This is a genomic window from Desulfobacter latus, assembly GCF_013389365.1.
Taxonomy (GTDB): domain Bacteria; phylum Desulfobacterota; class Desulfobacteria; order Desulfobacterales; family Desulfobacteraceae; genus Desulfobacter; species Desulfobacter latus.
The window spans coordinates 21,869-39,640 of the sequence record NZ_JACADJ010000024.1 but is presented as its reverse complement, the minus strand read 5'-3'; the positions used below and the strand labels follow the sequence as shown (position 1 = coordinate 39,640).

At 47.7% G+C, this 17,772-nt stretch carries 14 protein-coding genes; 10 read left to right on the top strand and 4 right to left on the bottom strand.

The genetic code is table 11. From position 1 onward, the window contains the following. The first annotated feature begins 12 nt into the window (after window positions 1–12). Window positions 13–201 (top strand): hypothetical protein, encoded by a 189-nt coding sequence (locus HXW94_RS08915; protein WP_178366548.1) that lies wholly within the window; start codon window positions 13–15, stop codon window positions 199–201. After that, entirely contained in the window at window positions 191–1,249 is a 1,059-nt protein-coding gene (locus HXW94_RS08910) for a phosphagen kinase (protein WP_178366547.1), read from the top strand. Before HXW94_RS08915 ends, HXW94_RS08910 begins: the two co-directional genes overlap by 11 nt. A 20-nt stretch (window positions 1,250–1,269) precedes the next feature. Here HXW94_RS08910 and hpf read toward each other — a convergent pair whose 3' ends face one another. Beyond that, window positions 1,270–1,620, bottom strand: a complete 351-nt coding sequence (gene hpf / locus HXW94_RS08905; RefSeq protein WP_178366546.1) for a ribosome hibernation-promoting factor, HPF/YfiA family — start codon at window positions 1,618–1,620, stop codon at window positions 1,270–1,272. A gap of 321 nt (window positions 1,621–1,941) precedes the next feature. Here hpf and panP point away from each other — a divergent pair, with 321 nt between their 5' ends. The 6 genes from panP to HXW94_RS08875 all read left to right on the top strand — a co-directional run bounded on the left by panP (window position 1,942) and on the right by HXW94_RS08875 (window position 10,075). Then, a complete protein-coding gene (gene panP / locus HXW94_RS08900; RefSeq protein ID WP_178366545.1) occupies window positions 1,942–3,618 on the top strand; it encodes a pyridoxal-dependent aspartate 1-decarboxylase PanP in 1,677 nt (558 codons plus the stop codon). A 507-nt stretch (window positions 3,619–4,125) separates the two neighbouring features. Next, entirely contained in the window at window positions 4,126–5,805 is a 1,680-nt protein-coding gene (locus HXW94_RS08895; RefSeq protein WP_343054564.1) for a vWA domain-containing protein, read from the top strand. Window positions 5,806–5,818: 13 nt separating this feature from the next. Beyond that, a complete protein-coding gene (locus HXW94_RS08890; RefSeq protein WP_178366543.1) occupies window positions 5,819–6,442 on the top strand; it encodes a 5-bromo-4-chloroindolyl phosphate hydrolysis family protein in 624 nt (207 codons plus the stop codon). A gap of 28 nt (window positions 6,443–6,470) precedes the next feature. Next, window positions 6,471–7,571 (top strand): hypothetical protein, encoded by a 1,101-nt coding sequence (locus tag HXW94_RS08885; RefSeq protein WP_178366542.1) that lies wholly within the window; start codon window positions 6,471–6,473, stop codon window positions 7,569–7,571. A gap of 28 nt (window positions 7,572–7,599) precedes the next feature. Beyond that, window positions 7,600–8,841, top strand: coding sequence for a toxic anion resistance protein (locus HXW94_RS08880; RefSeq protein WP_178366541.1), 1,242 nt, complete (start codon window positions 7,600–7,602; stop codon window positions 8,839–8,841). 196 nt (window positions 8,842–9,037) lie between these two features. Continuing rightward, window positions 9,038–10,075: a pyruvate kinase gene (locus HXW94_RS08875; RefSeq protein WP_178366540.1), complete on the top strand. Its 1,038-nt coding sequence runs from the start codon at window positions 9,038–9,040 to the stop codon at window positions 10,073–10,075. A 13-nt stretch (window positions 10,076–10,088) separates the two neighbouring features. Here the strand turns inward: HXW94_RS08875 and HXW94_RS08870 are convergent, their stop codons facing one another. From HXW94_RS08870 to HXW94_RS08860, 3 genes are read right to left on the bottom strand one after another with little or no spacing between them, the layout of a single operon-like run. After that, entirely contained in the window at window positions 10,089–12,563 is a 2,475-nt protein-coding gene (locus tag HXW94_RS08870; protein WP_218576637.1) for a glycogen/starch/alpha-glucan phosphorylase, read from the bottom strand. A gap of 26 nt (window positions 12,564–12,589) precedes the next feature. Further along, window positions 12,590–13,459, bottom strand: coding sequence for a thioredoxin domain-containing protein (locus HXW94_RS08865; RefSeq protein ID WP_178366539.1), 870 nt, complete (start codon window positions 13,457–13,459; stop codon window positions 12,590–12,592). 22 nt (window positions 13,460–13,481) lie between these two features. Beyond that, window positions 13,482–15,647, bottom strand: a complete 2,166-nt coding sequence (locus HXW94_RS08860; protein WP_178366538.1) for an LOG family protein — start codon at window positions 15,645–15,647, stop codon at window positions 13,482–13,484. 199 nt (window positions 15,648–15,846) lie between these two features. Here HXW94_RS08860 and HXW94_RS08855 point away from each other — a divergent pair, with 199 nt between their 5' ends. Both HXW94_RS08855 and larB read left to right on the top strand, forming a co-directional pair. Continuing rightward, window positions 15,847–16,986, top strand: a complete 1,140-nt coding sequence (locus HXW94_RS08855) for a ParM/StbA family protein (RefSeq protein WP_178366537.1) — start codon at window positions 15,847–15,849, stop codon at window positions 16,984–16,986. Window positions 16,987–16,992: 6 nt separating this feature from the next. Continuing rightward, window positions 16,993–17,754, top strand: coding sequence for a nickel pincer cofactor biosynthesis protein LarB (larB, locus tag HXW94_RS08850; protein ID WP_178366536.1), 762 nt, complete (start codon window positions 16,993–16,995; stop codon window positions 17,752–17,754). The last annotated feature ends 18 nt before the right edge of the window (window positions 17,755–17,772 follow it).

Genomic DNA, 17,772 nt, shown 5'->3' with positions numbered 1-17,772 from the left:
TATTTAAAAACTATGGACAAGCAAACAGTTAAAAGAGATTTATTTGATTTTGAAGTGGGCTATCTGACCCAAAGCCCATGCGTCGATTGTGAATTCAGGGGACATCTGCCCAACTGCCATAAGGACTGCATTATTTTAGATCAGATTCAAACCCGGCCGGCCCGGGCTGTATCTTCCCAATCCTCCCGCTATGACAGCTGAACCAGGACTGCCGTTTCACGTCACCTCTTGTTCCAAAATAAAACAATACCTGACCCTTAAACGTTATAACGACCTGAAAGAAATCCGTACCCCGTCGGGGTACAGTCTTGATCAGGCCATCAGGTCCGGCATTGAAAATCCCGATTCCAACATCGGCATTTATGCCGGGGATATGGAAAGCTATGACTGCTTTGCCCCGGTGTTGCTACCCATTATCGAAGACTACCATCACCTTGACCCAGGCTGGTCACATAAGCCTGGGTTGCAGGAAGTAGTTCTGCCGGACCTGGACCCGGAACAGCGATTCATACGATCCTCCCGGATACGGGTGGCAAGAAATCTGGGCAAATTTCCTTTTTCAGGCAACATGACCCCGGATCAGCGACTGGAACTGGAAAAGACGGTAAAACACGCGTTCAGAAACCTGCCCGAAAAATTATCCGGTACCTATACCGCTTTTACGGATTTGAATGAGAAACAATTCCATGCCCTACTCAAAAAAGGGTTGGCCTTTCGGAAAGGGGACCGGTTCATGGACGCGGCAGGCATAAACCGGGATTATCCGTTAGGACGCGGCATATTCACAAGCCGGGACAACATTATCCGGGTATGGGTCAATGAGGAAGATCATCTGCGCATTATAGCCCAGTCCCCGGGCGGGGATATTGCCAATGTTTTTAACCGGCTGATACAGATGATCAAGGCATTGGGCGATAAACTTGATTTTGCCTTTGACCCCAAAAAAGGCTTTCTTACAACCTGCCCCACCAATATCGGGACAGCCATGCGGGCAGGGGTGCATATCCATCTTGAAAAACTGGAACAAAACCTATCATTTCTTGAAACCATAACCAGGGATCACCACCTGCAGATCCGGGGTACCGGCGGGGAAAAAACCGCTGTTGAAAAGGCCGTGTTTGATATCTCCAATGCCCGCAGGTTAGGTATCAGCGCCAACACCATCTTAAAGGATCTTCACGGGGGATTGCAGGCCATTATCCAGGCTGAACAGAAATCCCGGTCCTTTTCGGGACCGGGATTGGGTTAACTCATATTTCAGACACTCGTCTATTCGCTATCTGCAGGTTCCAGCACTTCATCTTTGATGCTTTGTTTGTCACCCGCCAGGTGCCGCCGTTGCTTTTCTTTGAATTTGGTGATCTGGGTTTTAATTTTTTCAGTTACACCGTCAATGGCTGAATACATGTTATTGTCTTCAGCCTCGTCCTTAGCATTAATTTTCAGCTTATTACACGTCAGGTTGATTTCAGCAATACTACGTAATTTTTCCTCTGACAGGACAACCTGGGCCTCGGCCAGGGCATCCAGCATTTTATCCAATTTATTTAATTTTTTTTCGATATGGGATTTAACAGCATCAGATGAAGGAACGTTTTTGAAGGTGATTGAAATATTCATAGGCTCTCCTTTTTATTGGTGAGATGATAATTTAAAAATACCACAATCCCTGTTCTGACTCAATGCCGGATCGCTATATAATCAAATAATCATTCTGCCGTTACGGATCGGATTATATCGCGTTATCCATATTAAAATACCTTTATCATTAAGTTCCATTTGATTTTCTCCTTATTTTAAGGTATGCCTGCCATACTTTAATACGGTTCTCAAATTAAATTAACAACATGAGAGCCGAAAAACGTAAAAGGCGGCAGGTCCATAACGGACAGCATGGGCCGGACAAAATAATTTTTAAATTGAAGGAAAGACCTTCACAATATGTCATCCTCTTTTTCATTTTTTTCACTACCTGTAAAAAGCAACTGGAATCAAGGCCGGAAAAATTTACGAAAAACAACCAGACAGTTGATCGCAGACCGCAAATCCCTGGACCGGGTATTCATCCGTCCCGAAGATGAAAACAGCAAAGAGACCCTGGTTAAATACATGGAGCAGATCCTGTTCGGACTGCACGATTTTCTTAACCGGCATGTGGGCGTCACCGAAGAAATCAGCCTCAATGAACTGGCTAAAAACTACATGGACGTCGAGATCAGCGACCAGCCCCAGAAAAATCTGGGCCAGGTTATCGAAGACATCATTAAAGATGTTGCCCCTAGAGCGGTCAATGTGGCATCGCCTTACTTCATCGGTCACATGACTTCTGCCCTGCCCTTTTTCATGGTGCACCTTAAAACAATTACCGCAGCCTTGAACCAGAATCTCATTAAAATGGAAACGTCCAAGGTACTGGCTGTCATTGAAAGGCAGGTGCTGGCCAAAATCCATCGCCTGCTTTTCAAACAAAGCCGGGAGTTTTACCAGGCCCATGTCCAGAATACCCGCACGGCTTTGGGCGCATTTACATCCGGCGGCACCACAGCCAATATGACAGCCATGTGGGTGGCCAGAAATCGCCTGTTCCCGCCCAAAGATGATTTTTCAAGTATTGAAGAAGACGGCCTGTTCAAGGCCATGAGCGTCCACCAAACAGACCGCGTGGTGATCCTTGTCTCCCGGCGGGGGCACTACTCTTTGAGAAAAGCAAGCGGAATTCTGGGCCTGGGCAATAAAAACATCATTGCCGTTGATGTACAACCGGATCATACCATTGATATAAAGAAACTCAAACAGACGGTTCAGGACCTGAAGCAGGAGGGACGGACAAAAATCGCCGCAATCATAGGCATTGCCGGGGCCACGGAAACAGGGACCATTGATCCATTGCCAAAGATGGCGGATATTTGTGAACAGGAGCAGATTCATTTCCATGTGGATGCGGCATGGGGCGGCCCGATACTGTTATCCGACACCTATGCCCATCTGTTGTCAGGCATTGAACGGGCAGATTCGGTCACCATTGACGGCCACAAGCAGTTTTATATGCCCATGGGAACGGGCATGGTTTATTTTAAAAACCCTTTAGCCCTTGATGCCATTGCCTATCATGCCCGGTACGTCAACCGAAAAGGCTCTGTGGATTTAGGCATCAAAACCCTTGAAGGTTCCAGGGAAGCGGCCTGCCTGATCCTGGACGCATCCTTAAAAATCATGGGCGCCAAAGGGTATGCCCTGATGATTGATCACGGTATTGAAACGGCCAGGGCATTTGCCGAAAGAATAGAAGCGCGGCTGGAGTTTGAACTTGTGACCCCGCCGGTACTCAATATTCTGACCTACCGGCTGGTTCCCATGGCCTTCCGTCAAAAGATGGAAACAGCCCAAGGGCAGGCGCGTAAACGCCTGAACCAGGAACTCGACGAAATCAATATCCGCATCCAACGCGTCCAGCGGGAAGCAGGCAAAAGTTTTGTTTCCAGAACCCGGCTCAAACTTGCGCCGGAGGATGACTTCATGGTGGTGGTACTTCGAAGTGTGATCATGAATCCCTATACCACCGAAGCCATCCTGGATGACATCCTGGATGAACAGGAACAAATTTATCATAAGTTTTAGGCTCATCTTTATAACCACGGAATACACTGAAGGCACTGAAGGCACTGAAGGCACTGAAAAATAGAGCGCAAAGCGCTCTATTTATACTTTTGGGTGAGTGCCGAAGTTGATCGGTAATCCTAATTTCAAGTTCGCTGCTTTCAGGTGTTGCCCCCCCCCTTGTGTTTTATGTTCGGAAACAATATCCTTAGTCGCGTTCAACGCCACTCTCATTTCCGTATTCTTCCGTGCTTTCCGTGATTCAGCTGGAAAAAAACAACATTATATTCCGGAATCTTCTAATCAAATTCTAATAATAAAACCGCATTTTAGTATTATATTATTATGCGTCCAAACTTCATAAACCGCTAAAGGAGAAATCACGTGAAATCCCGTTGCATAAAAAAAACAACCTGGGCCTGGATTCTGGCATTAATTTTAGGCATCCTTCATATCACCCCCAAAGTACTTTACACTTTTTGGGGAATGATTGCTAAAAAATAGGGTGCTTGCTCCAAAAAGTGTAAACTGGTAAATGAAGGATGCCTAATTTTAGCCCTTGTATCAGGCTGCTCGGATAATGCCACGGAACAGAATCAGCAAACCGCCACATCCAAGTCCGGCAATATCCCGCCAAATTCATCCGAAAAATTTGTCCTGTATGCGGGTTCGGAAATGAGCGGCCTTGAACCCATGATCAAAAAATGGGCGGATAAAAAAGGATATCTCATCCAAATTCACTACAAAGGCTCCATTGACATGATGCGCATGATGAAAGACGGGGCCGGCACCGTGGCCGATGCATTCTGGCCGGCCCACACCATCTGGTTCATCCTGGGCGATACGCGCCATGCCGTAAAAAACAAGCGCAGCATTATGGTCTCCCCGATTGTGGCAGGCTTGAAAACAAGCGTTGTAAAAAAATTGGGCTGGGATAAGCAAAGCCCTAACATGGCAGCGTTTTTAACCGCTGCCCAAAAAAACAAATTTAAATATGGCAAAACCAGTTCCACGCAGTCCAACTCAGGGGCACTTTTCCATTTAGCTGCCTGGTGGGCCTTTGCCGGAAAACCCGACAGCTGGACCATGGATCTTGTGAAAGACCCGCAGATTCAGGCCCGGGTAAAAGAGATGGAATCCACAGTAGCAGCCACATCCGGCAGTTCCGGATGGCTTAAATCAAAAATCGTGAACGGTGCAGACAAGCTGGACGGCATGATCAATTACGAAGCCATGATCAGCGAGGCCAACATCGGATGGAACACAATTGACAAATCCACCGGCAAAAATGTTCACCACCCGGGTCTTCTGGAAAAGGATCAGGAACCGTTACATGTGGTCTACCTGTCCGATGCAACCATGATGGCGGATCATCCTTTGGGCTATGTGGACAAAGGCAACGGCCAAAAGGAAAAGATTTTTAATGCACTGCAAAATTATCTTCTCTCACCGGATGCCCAGAAAAAGATGATTTCCAAAGGCAGACGCAATAAGCTGCTGGCCATGGACCCCTCCCTGGCCGATAAAAAGGCGTTTAATCCCGAATACGGATTTGATGTTGAAAAGGTTATTGCCCCGATCCAACCGCCTCGGGAAGAGGTGCTGACGGCGATACTGGATCTGTACCAGGAAGCGGTCAGGAAGCCGTCAGCGACCTTCTGGGTCATAGACGATTCCGGATCTATGTACAACAACAATGGCAAAACCGCTGTGCAGCAGGCCATGTCCACCCTGCTCACCCCGGAAAAAGCAAGGGAGTACAAACTTCAACCGACGCCCAGGGACATTCATGTGGTCATCCCTTTCAGTGACACGCCCGGATCGCCCATCAGAGCCCAGGGCAACGATCCGGCGATTCTGTTAACGCTTATGGACAAAATCAACCGCATGCATCTTGGCTCCGGCACAGATATGTACGCAGGGGTTGTGGCGGCACTGACATATATTAAACAACACCAGGAAGATATCAAAGGGCATTTCCCGGCCATTGCCGTACTGTCCGACGGTCAATCCAAGGGAAGCATTAACGACGTCAGACAAGCCGTGAAACGCCTGGGCCTGGAAGATATCCCCATTTTCACCTTAAGTTTCGGTGCTGAGGCGGATGAGCGACAACTCAAGGAACTTGCCGCCTCTTTCGGGGGGCGTTACTTTTCAGGACACCATCGTGTGGCCGATGCGTTCAGGAAAATGAAGGGCTATAATTAGGAGATAATGTTTCATGCAGGTAAACTGGAAGGTCAACATGGTAATCAGTGCGCTGGTGACTGTGGGGGCGTATTTTGCAGCAGATATGATGCTTGAATTCAAATGGTGGGTGGATGTGATCATTTCGCTGTTTTTCGGCGGAATCGTTAATCAACTGATCCTGAGGGATAAAAAAGAGGATTCAGAAATCGAAGTGGTGCCGGGCCTTACCCGGCAGGAGCTTAAGGAGACCCTGGCCCTTGGCCGGGACTGGGTCAACAAATTGGAAAAACTGACAACCCAACTGGATCGTGCGCATCCGGATACCGCGGTAAAAATCCGGGACATTGCAGCAACCGTATCCACCTTGTTCACTAACTTTGAACACGATCCCAAGGACCTGACCACGAATAACGCCAAACGACTGATCAATGATCACCTGCCCCGGGCCCATAAATTTCTGATGGCATACTCAGGACTGGCTTGTGCAGGGCGGCTTACGGATAATGAACAGGCCAAGCTTGCGGACATGGAAAGGAAAATCACCACCATCCGGGAAAGCTTTTCCAAACACCTGGAAGCCTTCAGGAGCAATGATTTTACCCAGCTTCAGGTGGAGGGGCAGAGTATGGAAACCATTTATAATCTAGATATATAATAATCCGATTCAGGAGATAAACAAAAGAATGAATAAAAAAAGTATACTGGGTATTGTGCTGGCCCTGGCGGCCATTGCGGCCATCGGCGTATTCCGGTTTTTAGGCAGCAGCGACATGCTCAAGGAGGTCAAACTGCCTGATGCCGTTACGGTAAAAGGATATGTGGGCGGGGAAAAAATGGGATTTCTGGCCAATGACGCGGTCAAAAAAATTCTGGATAAAAAATACCGCATCACCATCGACGCCCATAAAAAAGGCAGTGTGGAAATGGTTAAAGATCCGGTATATCGCACGCCTGATACTGATTTTTTCTGGCCCTCCAATTTTGTGTGTGTGGAGTGGTTTAAAAAAACAGGCGGTATTTCCAAGGGGGCGGACGTTATTTTCAACTCGCCGATTGTGCTTTACTGCCCGTCCAAGGTGGCGGATGCCCTGATTAAAATCGGGGTGGTCAAAGTTCAGGAAGATGTACACTATATTGTTGATTTTCCTAAGCTTGTGGACTTAGCCATCAACAGGACCAAGTGGAAGGACATTGATCTTCCCATGATTCCGGGCAGTATCAAGGTTCTCTCCACGGACCCTGCCCAGAGCAACTCAGGAAATATCTTTTTCGGACTTTTAGCCAACGTACTTTATGGTGATGTGGTCGGTGCCGCCACCATTGGGGATATCCTGCCGAAAATCAAAGCATATTATGATCGCATGGGGTTCCAGCAGAAATCTTCAGGCGATATTTTTGATCTGTTTATTTCCAATCCCTATACCTATCCCTTGCTGGTGGGGTATGAAAACCAGCTCATTGAATACGCCATCCAGAACAGTAATGATTACAGCATTGATTTTTTAAAAAAGAATATCAGAACCCTTTACCCCCAGCCCACGGTCTGGTCTTCTCATCCGTTGATTGCAGTCAATGAAAAAGGACAGCGGCTTATGGAAGCGCTGAAAGATCCTGAAATTCAGCAGATCGCCTGGGAAAAGCACGGATTCAGGTCCTCGGTTAAGGGGATTAGAAACGATCCAAGCAAACATAAAGTATCCGGCCTGCCCGAGGTGATCACCTCCATCATCCAAATGCCGTCAGCAGAAACCATGGACATCATTTTAAATACAATCAAACAGTAAAATTTTTTTTATTTAAGGAGACGTGCTCGTGTCGGAAAACAATGAATTTAACCTGCTGGATGAAATCAATACCCGGAAAACGGCCCAGACAACAACAGCCGCCGCCCAGGCACAGACAGCGCCCGGCATTCCGTCCCAGGCAACGACAAACCTGCCGGCGGAAGTCAAGCTTTCCATGCTGGAGCCCCAGCCAAGCATTCTGACCTACGAACAGCTGGATCAGCCCCAGCAAACAATGGCCCATGAATACGCGAAATCTATTGACTTTATTGACCGTAACAGTGTCAGATTTTACGGATATAACGAAGAAAAGGCCATGTCCGACTTTCTTGATGAACTGCTGGACGGTATCAAGGCTAAGGATTCGGATCTGGCCGGCCAGATGCTCATTGCCCTGAATCGCAACATTGATGATTTAAAATTGCAGAAATTTCAGGATATCCTGGAAGGCAAGGAGAGCGGTGGTTTCTTTGGCATGTTCACCAGCAAGGCCAAGGAGCTGGCTAAAATGATCCAGTTCCTGGTGGACCGCCAGAAAGATGTGCGTACCCAGTTTGACAAAATGCAGATGCAGGCAGAAAACGAACGCAACACCCTGATTGAGGACAACACCAAATACCAGCTGCTGCTGGACCGTACCGTTGATCAGATCGCTGTCGTGATGCCCATCATCGTGGGCGGACAGCTGGCCCTGGAACGGGGATTAGCGGAATTCAATACGCTGAAACAACAGGCCGAAGATCAACCGGCCAACACGCTTCTGGCATCCCAGGTCCAGGATTTTGCCAACAGCCTGGAGGCGTTCAACCACCGACTGGTCAATCTGCAGATCTCCTTTACCAAGCGGGCTGCCACCACCATCCCTAAAATCCGGGCCATCCAGGATGCCATCAACATTGAGATGGACAACCTGGTGGACAAAATCATTTTTGTAATCCCCGCCCTGAAAGAGGCGGTTATCGACATTGTGACCACAGCCCGCCTGCGCAAGCTGCAGCTTGGCCGCAAAGATGAAGAAGCCATGATGAAGCGTGTGGAAGAACTTCGCAACCGCACCATGAAAGATGCCATCCTGGAAGCCAAAAAATCCGAAGGAGATTATGCCACCAAGATTGCCCTGTTGATCTCTATGAAAGATACCCTGGTACAGATTTGCGATGAAGGCAAAACCATCGTTGAAGAAAACCGTAAAAAACGGGTGGAAGCGATTGAAAGCCTTAAAACCGTCAAACAGGAGATGGAGACAGCCCTCCGGAATACTGACGGTTAAAAACCCTTATTTCATCTGTACTCCTTAGCGCCTGTTTAAAAATTGATGAATCGGCGGCAATCTCATGAAATTTTGCTTCGCCCCCCTAATTTTTAAACAGGCGCTATTTTAGACTTCTGTTAGACGCATCTATACAGGTTGACAAAAAAACCGGCCCCATCGTAAAATTTGGTCAAATAGGCATGGAGATGATCATATGAGCACAAAAAACGATGCGGGTGTCACCTGCGGCCATTTGAGTCACCGCAAAAGCCTTAAAGAACGAAGCCGCTGGCAAAGTGAGCAGATAGACGGGGTTATCAGGGAGTTAAGCCGGATCCGGTCCGAGATGCTCAAAAAAGAAGCCGCTTATGCTGAACATTTCGGGGATTTGCTGACCGTAACCAATACGGATATTCCCGGGCGTCCAGCCGGTTATAACAACCAGGGTAAACTTTTGACCGGCCCGAGCATTGGGTGTACGCTTCCTGAAATATTCAAAGACGTGCAGATGGGCCATCGTATTCTTTTTGATGATGGCAAGATTGCCGGGGTTGTCGTGAAAACAACCGAAACCCATCTGGTTGCCGAAATCACCAGGGCCCAGGAGCAGGGAGACCATTTAAGATCGGATAAGGGCATCAATCTGCCGGATACGGAACTGCATTTACCGGCTCTGACGGCAAAGGACATCGAAGACCTTGAATTTGTCGCCCGGCATGCGGACATTGTTAATTATTCCTTTGTCAGGCGCAAAGAGGATCTTGATCTTCTGGCGCAGGAACTGCGGCGATTGAATCGGACGGATATCGGTATTGTGCTGAAAATTGAGAATCGTCAAGCATTTGACAATCTTCCCATACTGTTGGCCATGGCGCTGCGCAGCCCTGCATCAGGCGTAATGATTGCCCGCGGCGATCTTGCTGTGGAATGCGGGTGGGAGCGGCTTGCCGAGGTGCAGGAAGAGATCCTGTGGATGTGTGAAGCGGCACACATGCCGGTCATATGGGCCACCCAGGTACTTGAAGGGTTGGCGAAAAGAGGACTGCCGTCCAGAGCGGAAATTTCCGATGCCGCCATGGGAGCCCGGGCCGAATGTGTCATGCTCAACAAGGGGCCTAATATTATCGGAACGGTTCGTTGTCTTCGGGATATCCTCAGTCGCATGCATGTGCATCAAATGAAAAAACGCGCCATGTTCCGGCGGCTGAAAATGGTTGACGGTCTTTTTCTTGATCAGCCTACTGAAAATTGACGCGCATAATACACTATTTAGAAGTCTCAATATGCCAGATATCCCGGGCATACTCCCTGACAGCTCTATCGCTGGAAAATTTACCCATATTTGCCGTATTCAAAATAGAACGTCTGGTCCATTGTTCCTGATCCAGATACAGCGCCCTGACCTTGTCCTGGGCCTGAATGAACGCACGGAAATCAGCAAGCACAAAATATTTATCTCCCTGGGCCATCAGAGAATCCCAGATAGGTCGGAAAAGATTGGGCTCGCCAGGAATAAAATGATTCAGCCTGACCATATCCAGTGTGGTTCTCAACTCTTTATCACTGTTATAATAATCCCATGGATCGTATCCTTGGGCTCTTTTCTTGTCCACCTCTTTGGCGGTCAGGCCGAAAATAAAAATATTGTCTTCACCCACCTCTTCCATCATCTCGATATTGGCCCCGTCAAGGGTGCCGATGGTAAGGGCCCCGTTTAAGGCAAATTTCATGTTTCCGGTACCTGACGCTTCAAGCCCTGCCGTTGAAATCTGCTCAGACAGATCTGTTGCAGGTATGATCTTCTCCGCCTGGGAAACACAATAATTCGGCAGAAAAACAACCTCAAGCTTATGATTTACGTCCGGATCATTATTCACAAAATCTGCAACCGAATTGATCAGCTTGATGATCAATTTTGCCTGAACATAGGAGGGTGCCGCCTTACCGCCAAAAATAACGGTTCTCGGCACAATCTCTTTGGCTGGATCCTTTTTTATGCGGTTATACAGGGCAATGACATGAAAAATGTTTAAAAGCTGGCGTTTGTATTCGTGAATCCGCTTCACATGAACATCAAACAGCGTATCAGGATTTACATCCATACCCACTTTGCGCTTGATATATTTTACCAAACGCGCTTTGTTTTTTAATTTTACCTGCCGCCATTTTTCACGAAATTCCGGGCTCTCTGCATGGGGAGTGAGTTTTTTGAGTTGGTCAAGATCGGTAATCCAGTCAGATCCAATGGTATCCGTAATAAGGGACGATAACGCCGGGTTTATCTGGAGTACCCAGCGTCGAGGGGTCACGCCGTTGGTGACATTGATAATTTTCCCGGGAAAAATAATGTCAAAATCATGGAATAATTTTTCTTTGATAATTCTGGAATGAAGGGCTGCCACGCCGTTGACCGCGTGGCTCCCCACAATGGCTAAATGGGCCATACGCACCTTTTGCTCCGGGCCGTCTTCAATAATAGAGACCCGGCGTAATAACTCAGGTTTTTTTGGATACCGTTTTTCCACCATGCTTAAAAATTGCCGATTTATCTCGTAGATGATCTCAATATGACGGGGCAGCAATCTTGAAATGAGGCGGACCGGCCAGGTTTCCAGGGCTTCGGGAAGCACCGTGTGGTTGGTATAAGCAAAAGTTTTTACTGAAATTTCCCAAGCCTGATGCCATTCAAGACCCTCCTCATCCAGCAACAGACGCATAAGTTCGGGAATGGCAATGGCAGGATGGGTGTCGTTGAGTTGAACCGCGACCCGTTCAGGCAGCAACTTAAAATCAGAATTGTGCTTTTTAAATCTGCGCATAATGTCCTGGAAGGTGGCCGCCACAAAAAAATACTGTTGTTTGAGGCGAAGTTCCTTGCCCACCTCTTCCTCATCACTGGGATAAAGCACCTTGGAGATATTTTCCGTGAGGATCTTGCTCTGCATGGCACCTATATAGTCGCCCTGATTAAACTCGCGCAAAGAGAATTCCTGGCTGGACATGGCCGCCCACAAGCGCATGTTGTTCACATTCTGGGTACCGTATCCCGGGATAAGAATATCACAGGCCATGGCATTAATGTCCAAGGTATCCACCCACCGGTAACAAGGTTTACCCGCATCGTTTTTATAGTGTTCGGATCTGCCGTAAAACTGAACATTGTATAAAAATCCCCGACGCTTGAATTCCCAGGGATTGCCCCAGCGCACCCAGTTATCGCATTGTTCCACCTGATACCCGTTGACGATGGTTTGATAAAATATGCCGTAATCATACATGATACCATAGCCATATCCCGGAATATTTAAAGAGGCCATGGAGTCCATGTAGCATGACGCAAGCCGACCCAGACCGCCGTTACCAAGGCCGGCATCCCACTCTTGTTCCTCAAGCTCCTCCAGGGTAAACCCGGTCTCTTCCAGGCTTTGTTCGCACGCTTTGTTCAATTGCATATTGGTAACATAGTTCATTAAAAACCGGCCGGGCAAAAACTCAAGGGAAAGATAATAGACCCGTTTGGCACTTCTATCGTAGAAAGAGCGCTGGGAATTCAGCCACCTTGTAACCAGCCGGTCACGGACACTGTAGGCAAGCCCATTGTAATAGGTGTCTTTTCGGGGCGGGTAAAAATCGTTCCCCATGGTTGTCATGATGTGATGCTTAATATCTTCGTTAAGATCTGTAGCGGACTGATCCATAGTTTCCGGTGCCTTGCCCGGATAACGTCTTTGATTCTTCATAATACACTTCCCCACTTATGATAAAATTAATTTTCCCGGGCTTTTTTGCAGCCGCCGCTTTTTTTACCGGTTCCCGGATCCAGTCCCAGGTACTCACGTACACGGCATATATCATTGCCTTCCACCACCCAGGAACCATCCTGGGCCACCACCAACGGCACAAAAAAGATATCAGCCTTTTTAAATAAATCAAAGGTGTTGTTTATACGTTGATTCGCCTTTTCACAGTCTGCTGTCCCCTCATTTTTCTTCAGGGTTTTATATGCACCATAGCTCAGGTGTTTGCAGATGACCTGGGCGGTCATGCTTTTGCTTTTTTCGCCAAGGATCGGATATATGATCAGTTTCAAGGCAAGGCCCGTTTCCGCAGCCACCTCTTCCAGGCCGTCAAGAAGGGACCTGCAGTGGCTGCAGGCCGGGTCTGAAATAACATAGATAAACTTATCAGACGACCCGCCCGGCGCAAAACTCAAAGAAACCAGATCGGCCAGGTCTGCGGCATGGCTTTTAAAAAAAACGTTACGCATCTCAGCAGCCCGCGCCTTTTTTTCCCTGGCTTTTTTTCGTTCAGCATCCGCAAGATCAGACAGGCTGGACATGGTCATCCGGGTAATGCATACACCGTTTTTATATAGTCGGCCGGCCACAATGAAATCCTTACCCGCGTAAACCGGCGCAAGACCGCCGTCAACGGAGAGTACGGCTTCACAAAGAGCGCCCTGTTCTTTTTTAAATACCAGTTTTGCATCTTTGGGCACAGGTACCTGGGTTTGTAGCCACGATAAGGTAACATGGTCGCATACCGATTCTGCACGGCTCAAAGACACACTGCCTGAAAAGATGAAAAATCCCAGCATAAAAGCAGCAAGATACCTGAAACGCGTTTTGGATGTCATCTTATTACATTTCCTTATCATTTTATTCGATCATCGCGTTTGAATGCCCCGGTATTGATGAAAGACGCGGACTGGGGGAATTAAACACCTCCATATTATCAATATACAAAAAAGAGCGCCGGATTCTTGCCGCCTTGCTTCTTGCCTTTTCCACATTCCGGGCTGGTATTTTATTCTTTTTATACCAGAGATTCGGATCTGATAAAAATTCAATCAAATGGGTTTCTGCCTGGGCTGCATTTTTACACGATTTCACAAGACGGGGGGTGAACGCGGGGCCGTATTGTTTATCTGCAATTTTCTGGGTCTGCTTTCTGGCATTTTCCCATAAATTATCCCGGTCCAAAAGGATAATGGGTGCCAGAGGATTTTCATGAATTTTCATGGATGTGATGGTAATGCTCAACTCTTCGGCACTGCCGTACCCACCGGTATTGATAACAGGCAGGTTGCTCAGTTTTTGCAGATGGTCCTGACGGGACAGGCGCTGGCCTTCATTATATTTAATCAATCCGTCACATGTGGTTAAAGAAGCCTGGTTTTCCCCTTCCAACTCAATGGCAATGCCCACGCTCATGATATTATGCCGGCGGGCCAGATCATTGGCTTCTTTCATTATGCCGGGGCCGCCACCGTGGACAATGCCCATTTCATCACCTAAACTCAGGGCCAGACGATTGATCAAGTCAATGGTCAGACGGTTATCCACAGCCTTTGTATGTGATCCGTAAAAGGCAAACCAGAACCGTACCCGGTCAAAACGCTCCCAGTCATCAGGCTCCATGAAGCACCCATGGTAAAATGAGTACAGCTTGCCGATCACGGGATCATATCGCATAAACTCACATCTGGCCTGACCGGCATGGGTCAAAGCGATCATGTGCCGTATATCGTCGTCATCGAAACACGGATTTTCCGCATTTATAAGAAACGTGCATAACCCGGTTCTTCGCAGCGCATCCACCACTTCCCGCTCCGGAAAGCGTCGCCCGATGAACACCCGGGAATTAACCCCGCCCAGAACGGACAGCTTGACAAGGGTTTCCTTGAACCTGTCGCCTATTGTATGTGGGATGGAGGGTTCATGGCGGCGCTGGGTACTTTTTGCCAGACAGTTTTTAATGATCTCCAGCTGAGCCTCCCCTTTGGTATCCTGGGCCCGGGGCACCTGGATGAAATTACCCTTGTTCAGGATCAGGCCCATGGCATTTTCATCCAGAATATGAAACAGATTGGATACTTCGGCATGGGTGAGCAGATCGCACAGCCGGTACCCTTCCTTTACCCTGGCCTTTTCCAGGGGAACGGTCAAGGGGTTGTGGCTTCTGAAAAAACGGATGCGAATACGGATATCACTCAAGGAAACCGGGGTTTTCCCGAGATGATATAATTCCACCTGCCGGTTTCTGAAGGTACGGAAAGGATCCAGCACCCTGGCAGGCAGATGCAAGATTTCATCTTTTTCCGGGCTGACCACGGCATCAATGATCCCGTAAATGTCACCTAAAGAGATCTTGATGGCCCCCACAAAAAGTTCACCCGGATTGAGAAGGGTATGATTTGGCTCCATGGGCACCCTGGACCGGATGGCATTCAAGGCGCTCCGCCCCTTTTTAATTACTGCGCCAATACTGGACCGGATCATGGCTGCGGGTTCAAAACAATATTGGAAAGGCGAGAGCGCCACCTCAATATAATCGCAATTTTTTCCGGTTAACGCATCGGTTTCCTGACAGATATCAAACCCTTCATAATAGCCTTTGCCTACCCGGTTACCCACAAAAAGCCGTTTATGAAGGTAATGACGGACATCCCGGATGCGCAGTTCCGGATCCATGACCACGAGCCGGCCGATCTCATCCCCGCTCTCAAAAGAATCCAGTGCATTAGTCAAAAGGGGGTTCAGATTCCGGATTATACCGGCGAGCAGAATCTTTGATCCGTCAATTTCCGGCGTCGGCGGGGTTTCACCGGGCATATGGGTGTCCGTAAGCAGGCCCATTTGGGCATTACCGCTTCTGCCGGAAAAAAACCATGGTTTGCCTTCTTTTAAAGAGGATAAAATATAATCCGACACTTTGGGGAACAAAAATCGAACATCCATCTGCGCATCCTGTGCGTTTCCGGGCGTACAAAGAGCAATGGTATCAATATAACCGTCCGGACTGACTATCTGGGGTATATCCATCAGCAACCTTATTTTCAAGTGAACTTGTATAAAAAACCTGAACCATAAAGTGGTAAGCATAAATCCGGGGGCATATATAGGTCAAGATAAAATAACATTCCGGTTCCTTGACTGAATATTCCGACAGTGGTAGCGTTGTCATGAAAAATTTCAAAATAGTTCACAACGATCTAAGCAGATGAGATCAGGAGGTCAGAACATGGAAATTATCGGCATAGATGTGGGGTTTGGTTTTACAAAAGCATATAACGGACAAAATTCGGTAATCTTCAAATCCCTGATCGGCGATGCGGCTGATATCCAGTTTATGTCATCCATGGGCGATACCGCTGCAACGGCCAACCTGCATATCACCCTGGACAATAAAACCTATTTTTTAGGATCCTATGCCGAACGTCAGTCTACCCTGACCGAATATACCCTGGACCAGGAAAAAATGGTGGAAGAATTCATCAAAATATTGGCCCTTGCGGCGGCAGGCACATGTTCTCAGGCCTATGGCCCGGTCAATGTGGTGACCGGCCTGCCTGTGGCATACTTAAAACGGGATACCAAACGGCTTAAACAGATTCTCCAGGGTGAACACGAAATCAGCTATCATCACCAGGACGCACCGGATGAACATAGAAAAATTTCAATTGACAAGGTACATGTCATACCCCAGCCCATTGGTTCCATATTCAACCTGATGTTTGATGATAACGGAAAAATATGCGACAAAAATCTTGCAGCCTCTAAACTCGGGGTGGTGGATATTGGTTTTAAAACAACGGATTTTTCCATTTTTGACCATCTTCAGTACATTGAAAGGGGCTCGTCAACCATGGACACCGGGGTGTCCAAATGCTTTTCCATGATCTCGGATAAGCTGTACCAGGAAAGTGGCATCCATATTGAACCTTACAAAATTTTTAAATTCATTGAATCAGGCGTGATTAAAATTCGGGGAAAGACGTACAATGTGAATAATCTTAAAAAACGGGTGTATACACATGCCGCCGCGACCATTGCGTCTGATTTGAACCGGTTGTGGAAAAATGACTGGGATATTGATTCCATTATCGTATCCGGGGGTGGGTCTATCCCTTTGGCCGAATTTCTGATACCATCTGTTGAAGGCAATGTGATCCCCATTCCCAAAAGCATTGATGCCCGGTTCAATAATGTTCAGGGATATTATAAATTCGGCCATTACAAGTGGGGAAAGGACAAGACCATACTTTCCCGGCAGGCATCGCCCCCTGAAGAAGCGCCTTCAGCCCCGGAAGAGGCACCTGATTCGGAAGAAACAAATAAAGAAAAGAAAGGATTTGCCTGGTTGAAAAGGCAAAACGCTTAAACGCTAATGAACATTGATGCATTAACAAAAATTCTCTCCATGGTGGCCGACGGCGCACTGCCCGTTGGACAGGCGGCGGATCAATTAAAACATCTCTCGTTTGAAGATATCGGTTGCGCCCATGTAGATCATCACAGAGCCCTTCGCAAAGGATTTCCAGAGGTCATTTTCGGACAGGGCAAAACATCGGCACAAATTATTGCCATTCTTGAAAAACTGGAAAAATCAGAGGATATCGTGCTGGTAACCCGTATTGATCAGCAAAAGGCCGGCGAGGTTCTTTCACGGTTTCCCGATGCACAATATTTTGATAACGCCCATCTATTAAAAATAGAAAAAAAGCCCCCTGCCATTACCGGCCGGGGTACGATCCTCATTATCAGTGCAGGGACGTCGGATATTCCAGTGGCAATGGAAGCCTGTTTAACGGCAAAGGCCATGGGGAATCAGGTAAAAACACTTTTTGATGTCGGGGTTGCAGGCATCCATAGACTATTCGCCCACCAGGCAGAGATTGAACAAGCATCCGTCATTATTGTTGCCGCAGGCATGGAAGGCGCCCTGCCCTCAGTGGTGGGCGGCCTTGTCAAATCGCCTGTAATTGCAGTTCCCACAAGCATTGGTTACGGTACCAGCTTTAACGGGATGACTGCCCTTCTGGGCATGCTTAACTCCTGCAGTTCAAATATTGCTGTGGTCAATATTGATAATGGATTCGGGGCAGGTTACATGGCTGCTACCATCAATCACGTGGGCGTTGAAATTTAGGCTAGTGTCTGTCCGGAA